The sequence below is a fragment of the Nostocoides sp. F2B08 genome, assembly GCF_009184895.1.
GTDB lineage: Bacteria > Actinomycetota > Actinomycetes > Actinomycetales > Dermatophilaceae > F2B08.
This window is the reverse complement of the sequence record NZ_WESE01000001.1, coordinates 656,444-674,072: the sequence shown is the minus strand read 5'-3', so window position 1 is coordinate 674,072 and position 17,629 is coordinate 656,444. Positions and strand designations below refer to the sequence as shown.

Below are 17,629 nucleotides of genomic sequence, written 5' to 3'. Positions count from 1 at the left end.
GAGCTGCGGACCGACACCGCGGCCGCCGATCTCGACGGGGCCCGCACCCGGGTTCCCGAGGTCGACCTCGGGCGCGCCGAGGCGGCGGTGCGCGAGTTCCTCCTGGCCATCGGTGAGGATCCGGACCGCGAGGGCCTGGTCGAGACCCCGGCCCGGGTGGCTCGCGCCGCTGTCGAGATGTACGCCGGCCTGCGCCTCGAGGCCGCCGACGTGCTCTCGCGGACCTTCGAGATCGACCACGACGAGATGGTCATCGTGCGCGACATCCCGGTGTACTCCGTCTGCGAGCACCACCTGCTGCCGTTCCACGGAGAGGCCCACATCGGCTACATCCCCGCCCTGGACGGTCGGGTGACCGGTCTGTCCAAGCTCGCCCGGCTCGTCGACGTCTTCGCCCGCAGACCCCAGGTCCAGGAGCGGATCACGACCCAGATCGCTGACGCGCTCGTCAGCCATCTCGACGCCCAGGGCGTCATCGTCGTCGTCGAGGCCGAGCACCTGTGCATGTCCATGCGCGGCGTGCGCAAGCCCGGATCCCGCACTATCACGTCGGCCGTCCGCGGCCAGCTGCGCAACCCCGCCACCAGATCCGAGGCGATGTCACTCCTGCTCGGTGGCAAGCGCGGGTGAGGCGCCGGTGATGACCCGCCCTCTCGTCATGGGCGTGCTCAACGTCACGCCGGACTCCTTCAGCGACGGAGGGCTCTGGCTGGACCCGGACGCCGCCGTCGCCCACGCTCGCGAGCTCGCGGACTCGGGTGCCGACATCATCGACGTGGGCGGGGAGTCCACGCGCCCGGGGGCCGGTCGGGTCGCTCTCGAGGACGAGCTCCATCGCACCCTCCCGGTCATCGAGGCGCTGGCCCGCGCGGGGCTCACCGTCTCCGTCGACACGATGCGCGCCGAGGTGGCGCGGCGGGCGGTCGCGGCGGGCGCCGCATACATCAACGACGTCAGCGGCGGCCTCGCCGACCCGGACATGGCATCCGTTGCGGCCGAGGCGGCCGGGTCCGGATGCGACGTCATCGTCATGCACTGGCGGGGCCACAGCGCCGACATGCAGCAGCGCGCCGTCTACGGCGACGTGACCGCGGACGTCATCGCGGAGCTGTCCGACCGGGTCGGTGCGTTCACGGCAGCCGGAGTCCCCGCCGAGCGGATCATCCTCGACCCGGGCCTCGGCTTCGCCAAGAGCTTCGAGCACAACTGGCGACTCATCGCCACCCTTCCGACGCTCATGGCCCTGGGGCACCGCGTCATCGTCGGTACGAGCCGCAAGGGCTTCCTCGGCGCCGTCGGGCGGCCCGAGGGACACCCCCGACCCCCGCGGGAGCGAGACGTCGCGACCGCCGTGACCAGCGCATACCTCAGTGACTTCGGGGTGTGGGGGGTGCGCGTCCACGACGTGCCCTCGACCGTCGACGCGCTCGACGTCGCGCAGGCCCTGCGGGCCGCACGCGAGGCGTCCGCGGCAACGCCCGCACGCCGGGCGGAGGACTGACATGGCAGAGACCACCAGCGACCTCGTCGAGATCACCGGAATCCGCGCTCGCGGGTTCCACGGGGTCTTCGCCGAGGAGCGGCGCGACGGCCAGGACTTCGTCGTCGACATCGCGGTCGACGCCGACCTCGCGGCCGCCGGATCGAGCGACGACCTGGCCGACACCGTGAACTACGCGCACCTGGCGGCGCTCGCCGTCGCGCGGATCGAGGGGGAATCGTTCGACCTCATCGAGCGACTCGCCTCGGTCATCGCCGAGGACGTCCTCGCCGACGACGGAGGCCGGCTCCTCGTGGACGCCGTCACGGTCACCGTGCACAAGCCGCAGGCTCCGGTCGGCGTCGCCTTCGGCGACGTGACGGTGCGGGTGCGCCGGGAGCGTCCGGCCGTCCCCGTCGTGATCGCGCTGGGGACCAACCTCGGTGACCGGTACTCCACCCTCTCCTTCGCCGAGCTCGAGCTCGCCGAGCGGGTCTGTGCCGGCCCCGTCGTCGTGTCGGACTACGTCGAGACCGACCCGGTCGGCGGCCCGGACCAGCCCGACTACCTCAACGCCGTCGCCGTCGGCCTCACCCGGCTCTCACCGACGACTGTCCTGTCGAGGCTGCACGCCATCGAGGCCGCCGCGGGCCGGGTCCGGGACGTCCGCTGGGGGCCGCGCACGCTCGACCTCGACCTCGTCCAGTACGGCGACCCGGACACGGGCACCGACATCGTGAGCGACGCCGAACGTCTGACCCTTCCGCACCCGCGCGCTCACGAGCGGGCGTTCGTGCTCCTGCCGTGGCTCGACGCCGACCCGGCCGCCGCGCTCCGCGTCGGCGGAGCCGTCCACCCGGTCGACGAGCTCCTCGGCGGGCTCGACACGAGCGGAGTGCGCGCAGCGGAGGAGCCGGACGCCGGTGCAGCCGGCGGGGTCTGCGGCGCCGGTGGGTGCGCCGGATGCTGAGCCACGGGCTGCGGCCGCGGCACGTGGTCACCGTGCTGACCGGCACGACCCTCGTGTCGGCCGTCGTCTGGCATCTCTTCACGCGGACCGGGCGACTGCTCCCGTCGCCCGCGTGGCTGACCGCCGTGGTCGTCCTCGTCCTCGCCGGGCTCGTCCTGTGGGGCGGCTGGCAGGTTCGCCAGTACCAGCGGGGCCGCGCGCGCCGTTCACTCTCCGGCCTGCGCGCCGCCCGGATCCTCAGCCTGTCCCAGGCCGGGGCGCTGACCGGCGCCGCCGTCGCCGGCTGGTTCCTCGGCCATCTCGCGATCCTCCTTCCGGACCGCGACCTCACGCCCTACGGGCGGCAGATCGTCCCGCTGCTCGTCCTCATCGCCTCCGGCGTCGTCCTCGCGATCGCCGGTCTGGTCGCACAGCACTGGTGCCGACTGCCACCGGGAGGCCGAGATGCTCGCGGCGGCTCCGACGAGCGTGACGACGGCTCCGACCTCGACGGGGCCGTGCAAGGCTGAGGCATGGACACCTCGAGCTGGCCAGGACTGCACGACCCCGAGCACTCTCGCTGGTACATCGAGCGGTTCCGGATGATGGCCGCCGAAGGCGCCGACCTGCAGGGTGAGTCGCGGCTGGTCGACGTCCTCGCGCCGCGCGGCGCGCGTCTGCTCGACGCCGGCTGCGGACCCGGTCGTCACGGCGGGCACCTCGCCCGACTCGGGCACCGGGTCGTCGGCGTCGACATCGACCCCGCCCTCATCGCCGCGGCCCGCGAGGACCACCCCGGGGCGACGTGGTTGGTCGGCGACCTCGCGACCCTCGACCTCGCCGAGCAGGGTGCGGCCGAGCCCTTCGACGGAGCCCTCGTCGCCGGCAACGTCGTGGACTTCATCGGCGAGGAGCACCGTGCCGAGGCGGTGCGGCGCGTGGCCGGCCACGTGCGCGCCGATGGTTTCGTCGTCGTCGGATGCCGCCTCGACCGCGGCTTCACCCCCGCCGACCTCGACGCGGCCGCGCCGTCCGCTGGACTGCGGCTCGAGCACCGGTTCGCCACGTGGGACCTGCGTCCGTGGCACGACGACGCCGACTTCGCGGTCAGCGTCTTGCGCCGCACCGCCTGAGCCTCTCCGGCTGAGCCTCTCCGGCTGAGCCTCTCCGGCTGAGCCTCTCCGGCTGAGTCCGACTCGGACCCGCGACGGACGGTGTGGCGGTGGCGAATCCCCCGATGGCCACCGCGCAACCGTCCGTCGCGGGAGTGGGTCGACGAGGTCTACTTGTCGACGTCGCCGACGACGAAGAACATCGACCCGAGCACCGAGACCATGTCGGCGACCAGGCAGCCGGGCAGGATCTCCCGCAGCACCTGGACGTTGCTGAAGGACGCCGAGCGCAGCTTGAGCCGCCACGGGGTCTTCTCACCGCGGGAGACGAGGAAGTACCCGTTGAAGCCGAGCGGGTTCTCGGTCGCGACGTAGGTCTCGCCCTCGGGCACCTTGAGCACCTTCGGGAGCCGCTGGTTGACCGGCCCCTGCGGCAGCGACCCGAGCCGGTCCAGACAGGCTTCGGCGAGGTCGAGCGAGACGTGGACCTGCTCGAGCAGCACCTCGAGCCGGGCCAGGGAGTCTCCCGAGATGCGGGTGACGACGCGGCCCGGGCCGCCCTGCGCATACAGCTCCGCGTAGGCGAGATAGGGGGCGTCGCGGCGCAGGTCGACGTCCACCCCGCTCGCCCGGGCGATCGGGCCGGAGACGCCGTATGCGTGGACCAGCTCGGGCGAGAGCCTCCCGACGCCTTCGGTCCGGGCCCGCAGGATGGGGTTGCCGACGAGCATGGACTCGATGTCGGGAAGCCGGCGTCGCACCTCGGTGACCGCCTCGCGGACCCGGCCCAGCCAGCCGGCCGGCAGGTCCTCCTTGAGGCCGCCGACCCGGTTGAACATGTAGTGCATTCGTCCGCCCGAGGCCTCCTCGAGGACGGCCTGGAGCTCCTCCCGCTCTCGGAACGCGTAGAACATCGGAGTGATGGCACCGAGCTCCAGCGGATAGGAGCCGAGGAACATCAAGTGGGACAGGACGCGGTTGAGCTCGGCGAGCAGGGTGCGTGCCCACGTCGCCCGCTCGGGTATCTCCATGCCCAGCATGTGCTCGACGGCCAGGACCACGCCGAGCTCGTTGCCGAACGCCGAGAGCCAGTCGTGCCGGTTGGCCAGGACGATGATCTGCCGGTAGTCGCGGACCTCGAAGAGCTTCTCGGCGCCTCGGTGCATGTACCCGATGACCGGGTCGGCGCTGACGATCCGCTCCCCGTCGAGAACGATCCGCAGCCGCAGGACCCCGTGTGTCGCGGGGTGCTGAGGGCCGATGTTGAGGATCATGTCGGCCGTGGCGAGTCCGCCCGCACCGACCCCGACGTCGAGGGCGCGTCGCCGGGTGTCGGAGGTCACGGTGCAAGTCTGCCCCACCCGATCTCGACAGCGCGGCAGGCGAGCGGGACAGTGGGGACATGGACGACGAAGTGACCCTGGTGGAGCTGGAGGAGCAACGGACCGCGGTCGTGCGTGACCGAGTGCCCCACGACGGGATCGCGGACTTTCTCGGCAGAGCGTTCGGGGCGGTCATGGGTGCCGTCGCGGCCAGCGAGAGTCATGTCGTCGGCCCACCCTTCGCGCGGTACCGGCCGGTGCCGGACTCGGGCTGGGACATCGTGGCGGGCTTCCCCGTCGACGGTCCGGTCGAGGGGTCAGGGGTGGAGTCGGGTCGTCTGCCGGGCGGGCGGGCAGTGCAGGTCATGCACCGCGGCTCGTACGACAGCGTCGCGGTGACGTGGCAGCAGGCCGAGGCGTGGATGGCGGAGCGGGGGTACGCGAGCACGGACGCGCCGTGGGAGAGCTACCTCGACGAGCCGGACGTGCCCGAGCCCCGCACCCTCATCGTCATGCCGTGCGACATCGGAGGCGCCGCGCACGACGCCGGCTGAGGCGACCTTGCTCCGCCGGAGGACCGATGTCCCGTCGTGAGACCGGCGCAATTGCCGTCGTCGCACGACGGAGCATGCGTCCTCACGGCCGGCGGGCCAAGACCCACCAGAAGGCACCGAGGCCGGCCGGGTCGCGCAGGGCGGTCACGGCCGAGCGTCGCGCCAGCGCCTGGAGGTATGCGGCGGGCGCCTCGTGCGCGAGCCGCGGCTCGAGTGCGGTGCCGGTCAGCCCGAGCTCGGCGAACAGGTCGCGCTGTCGCACGATCCGGTCGTGGCGGAGGCTGTCGACCGCGACGTGGGCGGTGAGGTCGCAGGAGCCGTCGGGCACCGGCGCCACGACGTCCCCGCCCCGGTACCCGGTGAGTGTCCCCGTCTCCGGCCGGGCTGCGGTCGTGTGCCCGTAGTCGACCGCGACGACGAGGCCGCGGCCGACCCGGGACAGCAGATCGGCCCACGCCTCGTCGCGCGCTCTGCCGACCTCGACGCGCGACCCCACCGGCCACCAGCGTTCCGCCCAGACGCGATCCACCGGCTCGACCTCGGGGCCGGGACTCTCGATACCGGCCGTGGTGACGAACACCTCCCGTAGGGCTCCGTGGCGAGAGCCCCGGGTGCGCTCAGCCACGGCGCACGGCACGTTGTCGAGCCACTCGTGCGCGATGACGAGAACGTCGCGGAGGACACCCAGGTCGTCGGGAAGTGCCGCTCCCCCGGGGGAGCGCACCCAGCGCAACTGGCCGGGCAGCCCTGCCGGGCGGGGCCGCACCTCGACGCAGGTGAGGTCCAGGTCGGGGGCGAGCGCGCATACCGCCGTCGCGAGCTCGCCACCGCCGGCGGCGACGTCGACGACGCCGGTCAGACCCTCGTTGCGGGCCAGTGCGACGACGGCCTCGGCGAGCACCTCGACGAGACCGGGCGACGTGGCCGTCGAGAAGTGCGCGTGCGGACGCCCGGTGCGGTAGAAGCCGGCCGTGCCGTAGAGCGCCTCGTGCCAGGCGGACCGCCAGGGCAGCGCGGAGCTCATGCGTCCTCCGGAAGGATGAAGACCTCCTCGACCGTGCGGTCGAAGTAGCGGGCGATCCGGATGGCGAGGGGGAGTGAGGGGTCGTACTTGCCGACCTCGATGGAGTTGATCGTCTGGCGGGAGACGCCGAGGGCCTGGCCGAGCGCGGCCTGGGACAGGCCGCGCTCGGATCGGAGGCTGGGGAGGGTGGTATCCACCTCCATCACGCCCGCTGCAGCGCTGCGCGGTTCGCGAAACCGAGGACCACCGCGAGGACGACGACCTTGGCGGACTCGATGAGGATGCGTTCGTCGACGGGCTGCCCCATGTACCAGATGACGATGGCGACCTGTCCGAGGAAGGCGACCTGACCGACGACCGAGAACGCCGAGCGCATCGCGGCGGCGTCTCGCTCGTCATAGGGCTGAGCGGCGGCGACGCGTTCGCGGTCGTCGGCGCGGGCCGTGACCGAGCGTCGGACCGAGATGGCGAGATAGGCGAGCGCGACGGTCCAGGCCACTGCGCCGATCCACTCCTGCTGCACGACGAGGTAGGGGATGCCCACGGCGAGGATCGCGAGGCCGATCTTGTTGAACCAGGTGAGCGTGGTGAGTGTCTGCATGAACTCGAGCCTGTCAAGCGTGCTTGTCATGTGTCAAGTTCGCTTGTCAGGAGAGGGCTGGCCGGCACCAGCGGGCCATGCGGTATGGTCGCCGTCCGTGAGCGTCTCCCCGGACCCGCAGGGTCCCGCGCACCCCGCCCGCCTCCGGGTCGGCGTGGTGGGAGCCGGCAAGGTCGGCGCCGTGCTCGGAGCCGCGCTGGCCCGCGCCGGCCACGATCTCCGAGCCGTCAGCGCGGTCAGCCAGGCCTCCCTCGAACGTGCCGAGGCCCTCCTTCCCGGCGTGCCGGTCCGGACCGTCCCCGAGGTCGTCGCCGAGGCCGAGCTCGTCCTCCTCGCCGTGCCCGACGACGCGCTCGCCGACCTCGCGCAGGGGCTGTCGACGACGGGGGCCTGGCAGGCCGGACAGATCGTCGCGCACACCTCGGGTCGACACGGTGCCGCGGTCCTCGACCCGGTTCGCCGGCACCACGCCTTCCCGCTCGCGCTGCACCCGGCGATGACCTTCACGGGCACGGCCCTGGACCTGGATCGGCTGCACGAGTGCTGCTTCGGCGTCACCGCCGACGACCGCATCCTGCCCATCGCCGCAGCGCTGGTCCTCGACATGGGCGCCGAGCCGGTGACGATCGCGGAGGCGGACCGCGTCGCCTACCACTGCGCCCTCGCGCACGGGAGCAACCATCTCGTCACGCTGACCGCCCAGGCCATGCAGATCCTCGACCACGCCGGGGTCGAGTCGCCCGCACACGTCCTCCGCCCGCTGCTGTATGCGGCGCTCGACAACGCGCTCCGGCTGCGGGAGGGCGCGCTCACCGGTCCCGTCGCGCGCGGTGACGTGGGCACCGTGGCGACGCACCTCGACGTGCTCGCCGAGCGGGTGCCCGACGTCCTGACGACCTACCGCGCCCTCGCCACGGCGACGGCGGCGCGCGCCGTGGAGGACGGTCGGCTGCGCGCCGACCTCGCGGCACCCCTGCTCGACCTGCTCGCCGCACCCGACCGACCCGGACAGGAGTCCTGATGACACCGAACACCCCCGTCGTCGCGCGCACGCGCATCGAGCTGCGGGATGGCAGGGAAGGGCTGGACGGCGGGCGGGTCGCCGTCGTCATGACGATGGGCGCGCTGCACGACGGGCACGCGACCCTGATCCGCACGGCGCGGGAGCGCGCCGAGCACGTCATCGTCACGATCTTCCTCAATCCGCTGCAGTTCGGGCCCAAGGAGGACCTCTCGCGCTATCCGCGGACGTTCGACGCCGACATGGAGATCTGCACCCGTGAGGGGGTCGACCTCGTCTTCGCGCCGACCCCGGACGTCATCTACCCCGACGGCGACCCGGGCGTGCGCATCTCGGCCGGGCCCCTGGGCGACGTGCTGGAGGGCCAGTCGCGACCCGGGCACTTCGACGGAGTGCTCACGGTCGTCGGCAAGCTGCTCCACCTCACCGGAGCCGACTGTGCCTTCTTCGGCCAGAAGGACGCCCAGCAGCTGCTCCTCATCCGCCGGATGGCCCAGGACCTCGACTTCCCGGTCGAGATCGTCTCCGTCGCGACCGTCCGCGAGTCCGACGGCCTGGCGATGAGCTCGCGCAACACCTACCTCACCGAGGCCGACCGGGAGACCGCCCTCTGCCTCTCCCGGGCACTGCGGGCCGGGGCGGAGGCGGCCCCGGAGGGTCCCTCGGCGATCCGACGCGCCGCCCGCGCGGTGCTCGTCCGTGAGCCGCTGGCGCTGATCGACTATCTCGTTCTCGTCCATCCGCACACGCTCAACGACGTGCCCGAGTGGTACCGCGGGGAGGCGCTCCTCGCGGTCGCGGGCCGGGTGGGCACGACCCGCCTCATCGACAACGCGCCGGTCCTCGTCGGACCGGGCGGGGGAGCGCTCGAGGTGTTCTCCGACGTTCCCGCCGTGCGACCCTGAGCGTGATGAAGGACGTCAGCGACTTCGGCGCGCCGTATGCGGTCCCCACCGGGATCACCGCGCCGCACCTGCCGCAGCGGCTCGTGGCTCCGCCCCCGGGGTGGGTCGCGACCGCCGACGTCATCGTCGTCGGGTCGGGTATCGCCGGCCTCACGGCGGCGCTGAAGCTGCGGGAGCGGGTCGACCGCGTCCTGCTGGTCACCAAGACCGTCCTGTCGGAGGGGTCGACCGAGTGGGCGCAGGGCGGGATCGCCGCCGCGCTGGACCCGGAGGACTCCCCGGAGGCGCACTTCTCCGACACGCTCGTGGCCGGCGTCGGGTTGTGCGACGAGGATGCCGTCCGGGCGCTCGTCGAGGAGGGGCCGGCGCGCGTGCGCGAGCTCATCTCTCTCGGAACGCAGTTCGACACCGACGACGCCGGAGGGATCAAACTGACCCGGGAGGGCGGACACGGCGCGGACCGCATCGCCCACGCCGGCGGTGACGCGACCGGGGCCGAGATCTCCCGGGCCCTGATCGCCCAGCTGCGGGCGGTCATGACCGACCCCGGCATCGAGGTGATCGAACACGCGCTCGTCGTCGACCTGCTGACCGACGGCGGCGGCCGGGTCTGCGGGGTCACCCTGCACGTCATCGGCGAGGGGGAGATCAGCGGCATCGGAGCCGGGCACGCCCGAGCGGTCGTTCTCGCGAGCGGCGGCCTCGGGCAGATCTACTCCGCGACCACGAACCCCTCGGTCGCGACCGGTGACGGCATGGCCATGTGCCTGCGCGCCGGTGCCGTCATGGGTGACCTCGAGTTCGTCCAGTTCCACCCGACGGTGCTCTGGCTGGGGCCGGGAGCCAGCGGTCAGCAGCCGCTGATCTCGGAAGCCGTCCGCGGCGAGGGCGCCTTCCTCGTCGACGTCCGCGGCGAGCGGTTCATGCCGGCGTTGCACCCGCAGGGCGACCTGGCGCCACGCGACGTGGTCTCGCGCGCCATCGTCACGCGGATGGCGCAGACCGGCGCCGACCACGTCTACCTCGACTGTCGCCACCTGGGTGCCGCCTTCCTCCAGCAGCGCTTCCCGGGGATCGTCGCGAGCCTGCGCGAGCACGGCATCGACCCCGCGGTCGACCTGGTGCCGGTCGCCCCGGCGCAGCACTACGCCTCCGGCGGGGTGCGCACCGACCTGCACGGCCGGACCAGCCTTCCGGGTCTCTATGCGTGCGGGGAGGTCTCGTGCACGGGCGTCCACGGCGCCAACCGCCTCGCGTCCAACTCGCTGCTCGAGGGACTGGTCTTCGCCCACCGCATCGCCGATGATCTCGTGGCCCGTTTGGCGGCGGGGGAGCTGGCGCCGACGACACCGACGTCGCAGGACGGCGAGGCCGACGCGTGCGATGCGGCCCATCGACCGCACATCCAGGCCGCGATGACGTCGGGCTCGGGCGCGGTGCGCTCGGCGGACTCGCTGGCTGCGACCGCGGACGAGCTGGACCGGCATGCCGATCTGGCCCCGACCGAGGCGCAGCCGGGTCCGCGGACGTGGGAGACGACGAACCTGCTCCACCTCGGTCAGGCGCTCACCTTCTGCGCCAGGCTGCGGGAGGAGACCCGCGGCGGTCACGTCCGCAGCGACTTCCCCGACCGCTCACCCGGATGGCGCGGTCACCTGCACACCCGCCGCGAGCCGGACGGGACCCTCGCGGCCTGGTTCGCGCCCGTGCCGACCCAGGCGGTCGTGGTCACCGCCGACGCCCAGACGGCCGAGCACAAGGAGCACCGACCATGACGACCCACGACGCAGACTTCCCCGTCGACCGCGCCCGAGAGCTCGTCGCCATCGCCCTCGACGAGGATCTGGGCCACGGGGGTGCGCTCGACGTCACCACGCTCGCCACGATCCCGGCCGGCCAGACCGCCACCGCGCAGCTCGTGGCCCGGGCGCCGGGTGTCGTCGCCGGGATGTCCGTGGTCGACCTCGTCCTCACGTCCGTGGCCGAACGCCTCGGGGACGCCGCTGTCGAGGTGCAGGTATGTGTCGACGACGGCCAGGGCGTCGGTCGCGGTGACGTGCTGGCCACTCTCAGCGGGACGACGCGCGTCATCCTCATGGGCGAGCGGACGTTGCTCAACCTCCTCTGCCGCTGCAGCGGCGTCGCGACCCACACCCGCCGCTGGGCGGATGCCCTGGGTGGGACGGGCTGCATCGTGCTCGACACTCGCAAGACCACCCCCGGCCTGCGCGCGCTCGAGAAGTACGCGGTGCGCGCCGGCGGCGGACGGAACAAGCGGATGGGCCTCTACGACGTCGCGATGATCAAGGACAACCACAAGCTCGCCGCCGGGAGCATCACGGCCGCGTTCGAGGCGGTCAGCCGCACCTACCCCGACGTCCCCGTCGAGGTCGAGGCCACGACGACCGAGGAGGCCCTCGAGGCGGTGCGCGCGGGGGCGCGTTTCCTGCTCCTCGACAACATGAGCACCGAGGAGCTGGCCGAGACCGTGCGGGCCGTGCGGACGACGAACGAGGACGTCGAGCTCGAGGCCACCGGCGGTCTGACGCTCGAGGTGGCCCGCGCATACGCCATGACCGGCGTTGACTATCTCAGCGTCGGGGCCCTCACCCACTCCTCTCCGGTCCTCGACATCGCGCTCGATATCGTGCCCGACGAGTCGACGGACCGGCCCGGGTGACGGTGGGACGATCGACCTGACCGAGGGTCGCCGGCCGACCGACCCGTGCGGTCCGGGGCCTGCGGCCACCGCGAGGTCTTGGTCCAGGAGCACGGCGGCTAGGATTCTGCGGTGACGAAGTCAGCCGCGCCCACCGGCAGCGACCCCTCCCCGGGAACCCCGCCCGCGGGCCACCCGGAAGTCCAGGACGACCTACCCGAGCAGATGCGGGTCCGCCGCGAGAAGCGCGAACGCCTCCTGTCCGCGGACCGTCAGCCGTATCCGGTCGTCAGCCCGCGCACGCACACCCTCGCCGAGATCCGCGAGCGGTGGGGCCATCTGCAGGCGGGCGAGGAGACCGACGAGGTCGTCACGGTCGCCGGGCGGCTGATGTACATCCGCAACACCGGCAAGCTCGCCTTCGGCACGCTGCAGGAGGGCATCGGCACCCGGCTGCAGGTCATGCTGAGCCTGGCCGAGGTCGGCGAGGAGGCACTCGCCGAGTGGAAGTCGCTCGTGGATCTCGGAGACCACGTCTTCGTCACCGGCCGGGTGATCAGCAGCAAGCGCGGCGAGCTGAGCATCATGGCGACCTCCTGGTCGATGGCGAGCAAGGCACTGCGGCCGCTCCCGGTGCTGCACAAGCACCTCTCGGAGGAGGCCCGGGTCCGGCAGCGGTACGCCGACCTCGTCGTGCGCCAGGAGGCGCGTGACATGGTCCGGCTCAAGGCCACCGCCCTCGCGACGATCCGTCGGGTTCTCCACGACCAGGGCTACGTCGAGGTCGAGACACCGATCCTCCAGCTCATCCACGGTGGTGCGACGGCGCGGCCGTTCCGCACGCATATGAACGCCTTCGACCAGGAGATGGTGCTGCGGATCGCCCTGGAGCTCAACCTGAAGAAGGCCGTCGTCGGGGGTGTGGACCGGGTCTACGAGATGGGCCGGATCTTCCGCAACGAGGGCGTCGACGCCACCCACAGCCCCGAGTTCACGATGCTCGAGGCCTACCAGGCCTACGGAGACCAGACGACCATCGCCCGGCTCATCCAGGACGTCATCGTGGGTATCGCCGACGCGCTCGGCAGCCGCCGGATCGAGACCCACGACCACGACGGCAACCCCGTCGTGATCGACCTCGACGGTGACTGGCGCTGGCTCAAGGTCTACGACGCGGTCAGCGAGGCCGTGGGGGAGACGGTCACCCTCGAGACCTCCGCCGAAACCCTGCGCGGTCACGCCGAGCGACTCGGCGTCGAGCTCGAGCCGACGATGGACAAGGATCGGATCCTGCTCGAGATCCTCGGCGACGTCGTCGAGCCCGGACTGCAGCAACCGACCTTCCTCTACGACTACCCCGCGATCGCCCAGCCCCTGGCCCGCCCGCACCGCGACGAGCCGGGTCTGATCGAGGCCTGGGACCTCATCATCGGCGGTGTCGAGCGCGGCACAGGGTTCTCCGAGCTGATCGACCCCGTCGTCCAGCGCGAGGTCCTCACAGAGCAGTCCCTGCGGGCCGCGAACGGCGACCACGAGGCGATGCAGCTCGACGAGGACTTCCTCCGGGCGCTGGAGTACGGCGCCCCACCCATGGGCGGGCTCGGGATGGGCGTGGACCGGGTCATCGGCCTCTTCACGGGGGCGAGTGTGCGCGAGACGATCCTCTATCCGCATCTGAAGCCCGAGTCCTGAGGAAAGCACCGATCATGGGCGATTTTGTCAACCAGGCCTGGCTGGTGTTCGCCGGCCTGCTGCCGTTCCTCGGTTTTCTCGGCGTCTGCTACGTCATCGTTCGGCTGATCTTCAACGCCGACCGGAATGAGCGCAAGGCTCAGGCGGAGTGGGAGAAGTCCGAGAAGGAGCGCGACGGCGGCGATCACCTTTCGTGAGAACAGGCGCCGTCATTCGACGCAGGATCGCGCTCTCTGGCTGATGCTTTCCTGACGTTCCTTCCGAACACTGTGGAAACAGTTGTGGAAACGAATTCCAGGGACATAGAGTGTGCTCTGCAATAGTGCCGCCCCCGGCATTTGCGCGTGTTCAATACCTGCCCCCGTATTAACCAGGAGAAATACCCCCATGGCACGACGCACTATCACCATGCTCGTCGACGACCTCGACGGGTCCGAGGGCGCCGAGACCGTCTCGTTCGCCGTCGACGGCGTGAGCTACGAGATCGACCTCAACGAGTCCAACGCCGCGCGGCTCCGTGACGACTTCGCGGTCTGGACCGCGCATGCGACGCGCGTCGGCGGCCGCAAGCGCACGTCCTCGGCCGCAACCTCGGCCTCGGGCAAGGAGGACCTCGACGCCATCCGCGCGTGGGCGCGCGACAACGGCTTCCAGGTGGCCGACCGCGGCCGGATCAGCGCCAAGGTCAAGGAGGCGTACGCGAAGGCGCACGCCTGATCGGGCCGTGACTCCAGTCGTGCCTGCGGGCGACGATGGGTGACACCCACCGCCTCGTGGCGGCCTCCCCCGAGGCGGGGGAGGCCGCCACGGTCATGTCGGCCCGGCACGCCTGGTTGCGCTTCCGCTCGGAGGGCCACCCGCTGCCGACCTGTCTCGACGACGACCCCCGGGCCTGGCAGCAGCACGTGCTCGCCGACCACCGGGTCTGGTACGGGCCGGATGCCGCGCCTCAGGTGAGTGGGGTGTTCGTCCTGCAGTACCTGCTCCAGGTTGCGGCGCACTCGGCGGCGGGGGCCGCAGGACTCGGTATGCGCGTGAGCCGGCTCGACGACCTCACGTTCGAGATCTCCCGCAACGGCGTCCCGCGCGTCGTCGAGCTGGGTGACCTCGAGAGCCTCGCGGGCCTGGGGCCCGAGGAGTCGCTCGCCCTCGCTGAGCGTGAGTACCGGGCTGTCGCCGAACCATTGGCGGGCGCCTATGTCTCGACCCGTCCGATGAGCAGCCAGCAGCGTCGCGGAATGGTCGCGGACATGTGGGCTGAGGCCGCCAGAGCGGTGCGTATGGCAGGAGGTCGCTTCACCGTCGGCGAGACGCGCCGGTCCTCCTGCTGCCTGATCTACGCATTGCCCGGCTGCGTCGCGTGTGCGGGGTGTCCCCGCCTGGCCCGCCGCTAGTGCAGCGACTCGGCGAGGTCGCCGACCTCGGCGACCCGGTCGAGCATGTCGTCGAACATGATCTGCTCGAGCTCTCCGCCGCCGGCGCCTGCATCGATCTCGTCCCACGTGCGCGGCGCGGCGACGGTCGGCAGGTCCCGGCCCCGGAGTGAGTATGGGGCGATGGTCGTCTTCGCGGCGACGTTCTGGCTCCAGTCGAGAAAGACCTTTCCCGGACGCAGCGACTTCGTCATCTTCCACAGGACGAGGTCGGGATGCTTCTTCGTCATCTCCTGGGCGAGCTGCTGGGACAGGTCCCGGACCTGGTCCGAGGAGAGATCGCCGCCGAGTGAGGCGTACAGCTGCATTCCCTTGCTACCCGAGGTGACCGGCACGAGGTCGAGTCCCAAGGAGCCGAGCCGTTCGCGCAACACGAGTGCGACCTGCGCACACTCCCGCAGGCCGGCGGGCTTTCCGGGGTCGAGATCGAGGACGAGTCGGTCGGGGTTGACCGGATTCCCGTCGGCTCCGACGCGCCATTGCGGGATGTGGAACTCGAGGGAATTGAGATTGACGAGATAGGTCAGCGTCGCCAGGTCGGGGACGAACGGATAGGTCATCTCGTCGAAATCGGTATGCGCGATCCAGCTCGGCGCACCCGAGGGCAGATTCTTCTCGAAGAAGGAGAGGTCGGCCGTTCCGTGCGGGTAGCGCACCCTCGTGACGGCTCGCTCCGCCAGCAGCGGCAACAGGTAGGGGGAGATCCGGGCGTAGTAGTCGAGGATCTCGCCCTTGGTCGTCTCGGTCGCCGGGTACATGACCTTGTCGAGACTGGACAGCTTCAGCCGGCGTCCGTCGACGGTGACCTGCTGGGTCTGTGCTTCAGGCATCGCCGACCTCCATCACATCGGCGGCCGTCAGATCCGGCCGGATGCCGATGTAGCTGGGCTGCCGGAGCCGTCCCCCGGACGACTCACCGAGCGCCCGGACATCGACGACGAGCTCGGGCCGCACCCATCTGGCGCCGACCGCGTCCTCGCGGGGGACCTCGAGGAAGGGGTTCGCATCGGTCGCGAGTCCCTCGAGGGCGGTCCGCATCGCGATGCCCGCCTTCCCGGCCAGGCCGGACCCGACCCGCCCGATGAAGCGCAGCCCGTCGGCCCCCGGGACCCCGACGAGGACGGCGCCGAGCCGGGCGGTGTCCCCGTCGCCGGAGCTGCCCGTCTCCGGCCGCCAGCCTCCGACGACGGCGCTGACGAGGTTGCGGTGCGGGACCTTGAGCCAGTCCGCCGATCGGCGACCTGGGGCATACGGACTGTCCCGACGCTTGCTGACGACGCCCTCGAGGCCCTGCTCGGCGGTGGCGGCGTGCAGCTCGACGCCGTCGTCATAGGTCGGGGGCACCTGCCAGTGCCGGCCGTCGATCTCGAGCCGCTCGAGCAGCTCACGCCGCCCTCGCCACGGCTGAGCCGTCAGATCCGACCCGAACAGCCGGAGCAGGTCGAAGACCATGAGTGTGACCGGGCGGGTCGCGCTCAGGGCGAGCGCCTTGCGGGGGCTGCGGACGTGCATCCGCTCCGCGAGCGCGGCGAAGCTCGGCCGTCCGCCGTCGAACGCGACGATCTCCGCGTCGAGGAGGGCGTCGTCGTACAGGTCCGCGATGGGCGCCAGCTCCGGGTATGCGGGGGTCACGTCGTTGCCCAGCCGCGAGGTCAGCGTGAGGTGGCCGCCGTGGATGTCGGCCAGCACGCGCATACCGTCCCACTTGATCTCGTGCACCCACCCCGGGCCGGTCGGCACGCGGTCGGCCCGGGTGGCCAGCATCGGTGAGATGGACACGCGGGCTATCCTCTCAGCCCCGGCTCGGGGCATGCTTGTCGTCATGCGCGCGATCTGGAAGGGAGCCGTGAGCTTCGGCCTGGTCAACGTACCTGTGCGGCTCTACTCGGCGACGGAGAACCACGATGTGCAGTTCCGCCAGGTGCACCGTGAGGACGGCGGGCGGATCCGGTACCGCCGGGTCTGTTCGATCGACGGTGAGGAGGTCGCCTACGACGACATCGCCAAGGGGTACGAGACCGAGGACGGCGACATGGTCGTCCTCACCGACGAGGACTTCCAGGACCTGCCGAGCCGGACGTCCAAGGAGATCAGCGTCGAGAAGTTCGTCCCGGCCGACCAGATCGACCCCATGCTCCTGGACAAGTCGTACTACCTGGAGCCCGACAAGTCGGCGACCAAGCCGTACGTCCTGCTCCGTGAGGCGCTCGAGTCCGAGAACCGGATGGCCATCGTCACCGTCTCGATCCGCACGCGGATGACGATGGCGGTGCTGCGGGTCCGGGACGGGGTCATCGTCATGCAGACCATGCTCTGGCCGGACGAGATCCGCTCGCCCGACTTCGCCTTCGTCGACTCCGCTGCCGAGGCCAGCGACCAGGAGATGCAGATGGCGCGGCTGCTCATCGACCAGCTCGCGGGCGACTACGAGCCCGACGACTACGAGGACGACTACGCCAAGGCCGTCGAGGCGCTCGTCAAGGCCAAGGTCGAGGGCGGCGAGGTCGCGGTCTCGGCCGAGCCGGTGGAGGAGACCGGCGAGGTGGTCGACCTGCTCGCTGCGTTGGCCCGCTCCGTCGAGCGCGCGAAGGCCGCGCGGGGCGAGGTGTCGGTCGACGACGACGACGAGGCCGAGGCCGATGGGGGGACGTCGTCATCGACGACGAAGAAGGGCCCGGCCAAGAAGTCCGCCGCCGACGCGTCCGTCGCCACGAAGGCGAGCGCGAAGAACACGAGCACGAAGGAAGCCGCGCCGAAGAAGACTGCGGCGAAGAAGACTGCGGCGAAGAAGACTGCGACGAAGAAGACTGCGACGAAGAAGTCGTCCGACCGGAAGGCCAGCTGAAGCCACGAAGGAGCGGGCGCCGCGCCCGACCC

Annotated in this window: 21 protein-coding genes; 15 read left to right on the top strand and 6 right to left on the bottom strand. The window is 71.5% G+C overall.

Features of this window, described 5'->3' with window-relative positions; genetic code table 11:
• The first annotated feature begins 3 nt into the window (after positions 1-3).
• From folE to GA707_RS03095, 5 genes are read left to right on the top strand one after another with little or no spacing between them, the layout of a single operon-like run.
• On the top strand, positions 4-630 hold the full coding sequence (folE, locus tag GA707_RS03115; protein WP_152177069.1) for a GTP cyclohydrolase I FolE: 627 nt from the start codon (positions 4-6) through the stop codon (positions 628-630).
• A gap of 10 nt (positions 631-640) precedes the next feature.
• Positions 641-1,501 carry a dihydropteroate synthase gene (gene folP, locus GA707_RS03110; RefSeq protein WP_152176912.1) on the top strand — a complete coding sequence of 287 codons (861 nt, stop codon included), beginning with the start codon at positions 641-643 and terminating at the stop codon, positions 1,499-1,501.
• Between the two features lies 1 nt (position 1,502).
• The gene (folK, locus tag GA707_RS03105) at positions 1,503-2,450 is read left to right on the top strand and encodes a 2-amino-4-hydroxy-6-hydroxymethyldihydropteridine diphosphokinase (RefSeq protein ID WP_152176911.1); all 948 of its coding nucleotides are present in this window, start codon (positions 1,503-1,505) and stop codon (positions 2,448-2,450) included.
• Positions 2,444-2,959: a DUF3180 domain-containing protein gene (locus GA707_RS03100; RefSeq protein WP_152176910.1), complete on the top strand. Its 516-nt coding sequence runs from the start codon at positions 2,444-2,446 to the stop codon at positions 2,957-2,959. The genes folK and GA707_RS03100 overlap by 7 nt, the downstream gene beginning before the upstream one ends.
• A gap of 3 nt (positions 2,960-2,962) precedes the next feature.
• A complete protein-coding gene (locus tag GA707_RS03095) occupies positions 2,963-3,562 on the top strand; it encodes a bifunctional 2-polyprenyl-6-hydroxyphenol methylase/3-demethylubiquinol 3-O-methyltransferase UbiG (RefSeq protein ID WP_152176909.1) in 600 nt (199 codons plus the stop codon).
• A 149-nt stretch (positions 3,563-3,711) separates the two neighbouring features.
• Here the strand turns inward: GA707_RS03095 and GA707_RS03090 are convergent, their stop codons facing one another.
• Positions 3,712-4,815, bottom strand: coding sequence for an NADH-quinone oxidoreductase subunit D (locus GA707_RS03090; RefSeq protein ID WP_152177068.1), 1,104 nt, complete (start codon positions 4,813-4,815; stop codon positions 3,712-3,714).
• Between the two features lie 128 nt (positions 4,816-4,943).
• On the opposite strand from GA707_RS03090, the gene GA707_RS03085 reads away from it, so the two are divergent.
• Complete coding sequence (locus GA707_RS03085; RefSeq protein WP_152176908.1) at positions 4,944-5,417, top strand: GyrI-like domain-containing protein; 474 nt, start codon at positions 4,944-4,946, stop codon at positions 5,415-5,417.
• 82 nt (positions 5,418-5,499) lie between these two features.
• Here the strand turns inward: GA707_RS03085 and GA707_RS03080 are convergent, their stop codons facing one another.
• Genes GA707_RS03080 through GA707_RS03070 form a run of 3 tightly spaced genes read right to left on the bottom strand, consistent with a single transcriptional unit; the run spans position 5,500 to position 7,042 of the window.
• Positions 5,500-6,441, bottom strand: coding sequence for an SAM-dependent methyltransferase (locus GA707_RS03080; RefSeq protein WP_152176907.1), 942 nt, complete (start codon positions 6,439-6,441; stop codon positions 5,500-5,502).
• Positions 6,438-6,644: a helix-turn-helix transcriptional regulator gene (locus GA707_RS03075; protein WP_193315132.1), complete on the bottom strand. Its 207-nt coding sequence runs from the start codon at positions 6,642-6,644 to the stop codon at positions 6,438-6,440. The genes GA707_RS03080 and GA707_RS03075 overlap by 4 nt, the downstream gene beginning before the upstream one ends.
• Entirely contained in the window at positions 6,644-7,042 is a 399-nt protein-coding gene (locus tag GA707_RS03070; RefSeq protein WP_152176905.1) for a hypothetical protein, read from the bottom strand. Before GA707_RS03070 ends, GA707_RS03075 begins: the two co-directional genes overlap by 1 nt.
• A 97-nt stretch (positions 7,043-7,139) precedes the next feature.
• Here GA707_RS03070 and GA707_RS03065 point away from each other — a divergent pair, with 97 nt between their 5' ends.
• The 8 genes from GA707_RS03065 (at position 7,140) to GA707_RS03030 (ending at position 14,713) form a co-directional block, all read left to right on the top strand.
• Positions 7,140-8,063, top strand: a complete 924-nt coding sequence (locus tag GA707_RS03065; RefSeq protein WP_226963489.1) for a Rossmann-like and DUF2520 domain-containing protein — start codon at positions 7,140-7,142, stop codon at positions 8,061-8,063.
• Positions 8,063-8,968: a pantoate--beta-alanine ligase gene (panC, locus tag GA707_RS03060; RefSeq protein WP_152176903.1), complete on the top strand. Its 906-nt coding sequence runs from the start codon at positions 8,063-8,065 to the stop codon at positions 8,966-8,968. Before GA707_RS03065 ends, panC begins: the two co-directional genes overlap by 1 nt.
• Before the next feature lie 5 nt (positions 8,969-8,973).
• Positions 8,974-10,743, top strand: coding sequence for an L-aspartate oxidase (locus tag GA707_RS03055; protein WP_152176902.1), 1,770 nt, complete (start codon positions 8,974-8,976; stop codon positions 10,741-10,743).
• Complete coding sequence (nadC, locus tag GA707_RS03050; RefSeq protein ID WP_152176901.1) at positions 10,740-11,648, top strand: carboxylating nicotinate-nucleotide diphosphorylase; 909 nt, start codon at positions 10,740-10,742, stop codon at positions 11,646-11,648. The genes GA707_RS03055 and nadC overlap by 4 nt, the downstream gene beginning before the upstream one ends.
• A 204-nt stretch (positions 11,649-11,852) precedes the next feature.
• A complete protein-coding gene (gene lysS / locus GA707_RS03045; RefSeq protein WP_152177067.1) occupies positions 11,853-13,319 on the top strand; it encodes a lysine--tRNA ligase in 1,467 nt (488 codons plus the stop codon).
• A gap of 14 nt (positions 13,320-13,333) precedes the next feature.
• Positions 13,334-13,516, top strand: coding sequence for a hypothetical protein (locus GA707_RS03040; RefSeq protein WP_152176900.1), 183 nt, complete (start codon positions 13,334-13,336; stop codon positions 13,514-13,516).
• Between the two features lie 190 nt (positions 13,517-13,706).
• Positions 13,707-14,036 (top strand): Lsr2 family protein, encoded by a 330-nt coding sequence (locus GA707_RS03035; protein WP_152176899.1) that lies wholly within the window; start codon positions 13,707-13,709, stop codon positions 14,034-14,036.
• Positions 14,037-14,071: 35 nt separating this feature from the next.
• A complete protein-coding gene (locus GA707_RS03030; protein WP_152176898.1) occupies positions 14,072-14,713 on the top strand; it encodes a (2Fe-2S)-binding protein in 642 nt (213 codons plus the stop codon).
• Here GA707_RS03030 and ligD (GA707_RS03025) read toward each other — a convergent pair.
• Positions 14,710-15,582 (bottom strand): non-homologous end-joining DNA ligase, encoded by an 873-nt coding sequence (gene ligD / locus GA707_RS03025; protein WP_152176897.1) that lies wholly within the window; start codon positions 15,580-15,582, stop codon positions 14,710-14,712. The two genes, GA707_RS03030 and ligD (GA707_RS03025), sit on opposite strands and share 4 nt — an antisense overlap.
• Positions 15,575-16,531: a non-homologous end-joining DNA ligase gene (gene ligD / locus GA707_RS03020; RefSeq protein ID WP_370459976.1), complete on the bottom strand. Its 957-nt coding sequence runs from the start codon at positions 16,529-16,531 to the stop codon at positions 15,575-15,577. The genes ligD (GA707_RS03025) and ligD (GA707_RS03020) overlap by 8 nt, the downstream gene beginning before the upstream one ends.
• 43 nt (positions 16,532-16,574) lie before the next feature.
• Between ligD (GA707_RS03020) and GA707_RS03015 the strand changes: the two genes are divergently transcribed.
• Positions 16,575-17,597, top strand: coding sequence for a Ku protein (locus GA707_RS03015; protein ID WP_152177065.1), 1,023 nt, complete (start codon positions 16,575-16,577; stop codon positions 17,595-17,597).
• Positions 17,598-17,629: the final 32 nt, after the last annotated feature.

What these genes read in the sequence shown, in the direction of transcription:
- folP (WP_152176912.1), top strand. Translation starts at nt 641, where the DNA reads ATGACCCGCCCTCTCGTCATGGGCGTGCTCAACGTCACGCCGGACTCC.
- folK (WP_152176911.1), top strand. Translation starts at nt 1,503, where the DNA reads ATGGCAGAGACCACCAGCGACCTCGTCGAGATCACCGGAATCCGCGCT.
- GA707_RS03100 (WP_152176910.1), top strand. Translation starts at nt 2,444, where the DNA reads ATGCTGAGCCACGGGCTGCGGCCGCGGCACGTGGTCACCGTGCTGACC.
- GA707_RS03095 (WP_152176909.1), top strand. Translation starts at nt 2,963, where the DNA reads ATGGACACCTCGAGCTGGCCAGGACTGCACGACCCCGAGCACTCTCGC.
- GA707_RS03090 (WP_152177068.1), bottom strand. Translation starts at nt 4,815, where the DNA reads ATGATCCTCAACATCGGCCCTCAGCACCCCGCGACACACGGGGTCCTG.
- GA707_RS03085 (WP_152176908.1), top strand. Translation starts at nt 4,944, where the DNA reads ATGGACGACGAAGTGACCCTGGTGGAGCTGGAGGAGCAACGGACCGCG.
- GA707_RS03080 (WP_152176907.1), bottom strand. Translation starts at nt 6,441, where the DNA reads ATGAGCTCCGCGCTGCCCTGGCGGTCCGCCTGGCACGAGGCGCTCTAC.
- GA707_RS03075 (WP_193315132.1), bottom strand. Translation starts at nt 6,644, where the DNA reads ATGGAGGTGGATACCACCCTCCCCAGCCTCCGATCCGAGCGCGGCCTG.
- GA707_RS03070 (WP_152176905.1), bottom strand. Translation starts at nt 7,042, where the DNA reads ATGCAGACACTCACCACGCTCACCTGGTTCAACAAGATCGGCCTCGCG.
- panC (WP_152176903.1), top strand. Translation starts at nt 8,063, where the DNA reads ATGACACCGAACACCCCCGTCGTCGCGCGCACGCGCATCGAGCTGCGG.
- GA707_RS03055 (WP_152176902.1), top strand. Translation starts at nt 8,974, where the DNA reads ATGAAGGACGTCAGCGACTTCGGCGCGCCGTATGCGGTCCCCACCGGG.
- nadC (WP_152176901.1), top strand. Translation starts at nt 10,740, where the DNA reads ATGACGACCCACGACGCAGACTTCCCCGTCGACCGCGCCCGAGAGCTC.
- lysS (WP_152177067.1), top strand. Translation starts at nt 11,853, where the DNA reads ATGCGGGTCCGCCGCGAGAAGCGCGAACGCCTCCTGTCCGCGGACCGT.
- GA707_RS03040 (WP_152176900.1), top strand. Translation starts at nt 13,334, where the DNA reads ATGGGCGATTTTGTCAACCAGGCCTGGCTGGTGTTCGCCGGCCTGCTG.
- GA707_RS03035 (WP_152176899.1), top strand. Translation starts at nt 13,707, where the DNA reads ATGGCACGACGCACTATCACCATGCTCGTCGACGACCTCGACGGGTCC.
- GA707_RS03030 (WP_152176898.1), top strand. Translation starts at nt 14,072, where the DNA reads ATGGGTGACACCCACCGCCTCGTGGCGGCCTCCCCCGAGGCGGGGGAG.
- ligD (WP_152176897.1), bottom strand. Translation starts at nt 15,582, where the DNA reads ATGCCTGAAGCACAGACCCAGCAGGTCACCGTCGACGGACGCCGGCTG.
- GA707_RS03015 (WP_152177065.1), top strand. Translation starts at nt 16,575, where the DNA reads ATGCGCGCGATCTGGAAGGGAGCCGTGAGCTTCGGCCTGGTCAACGTA.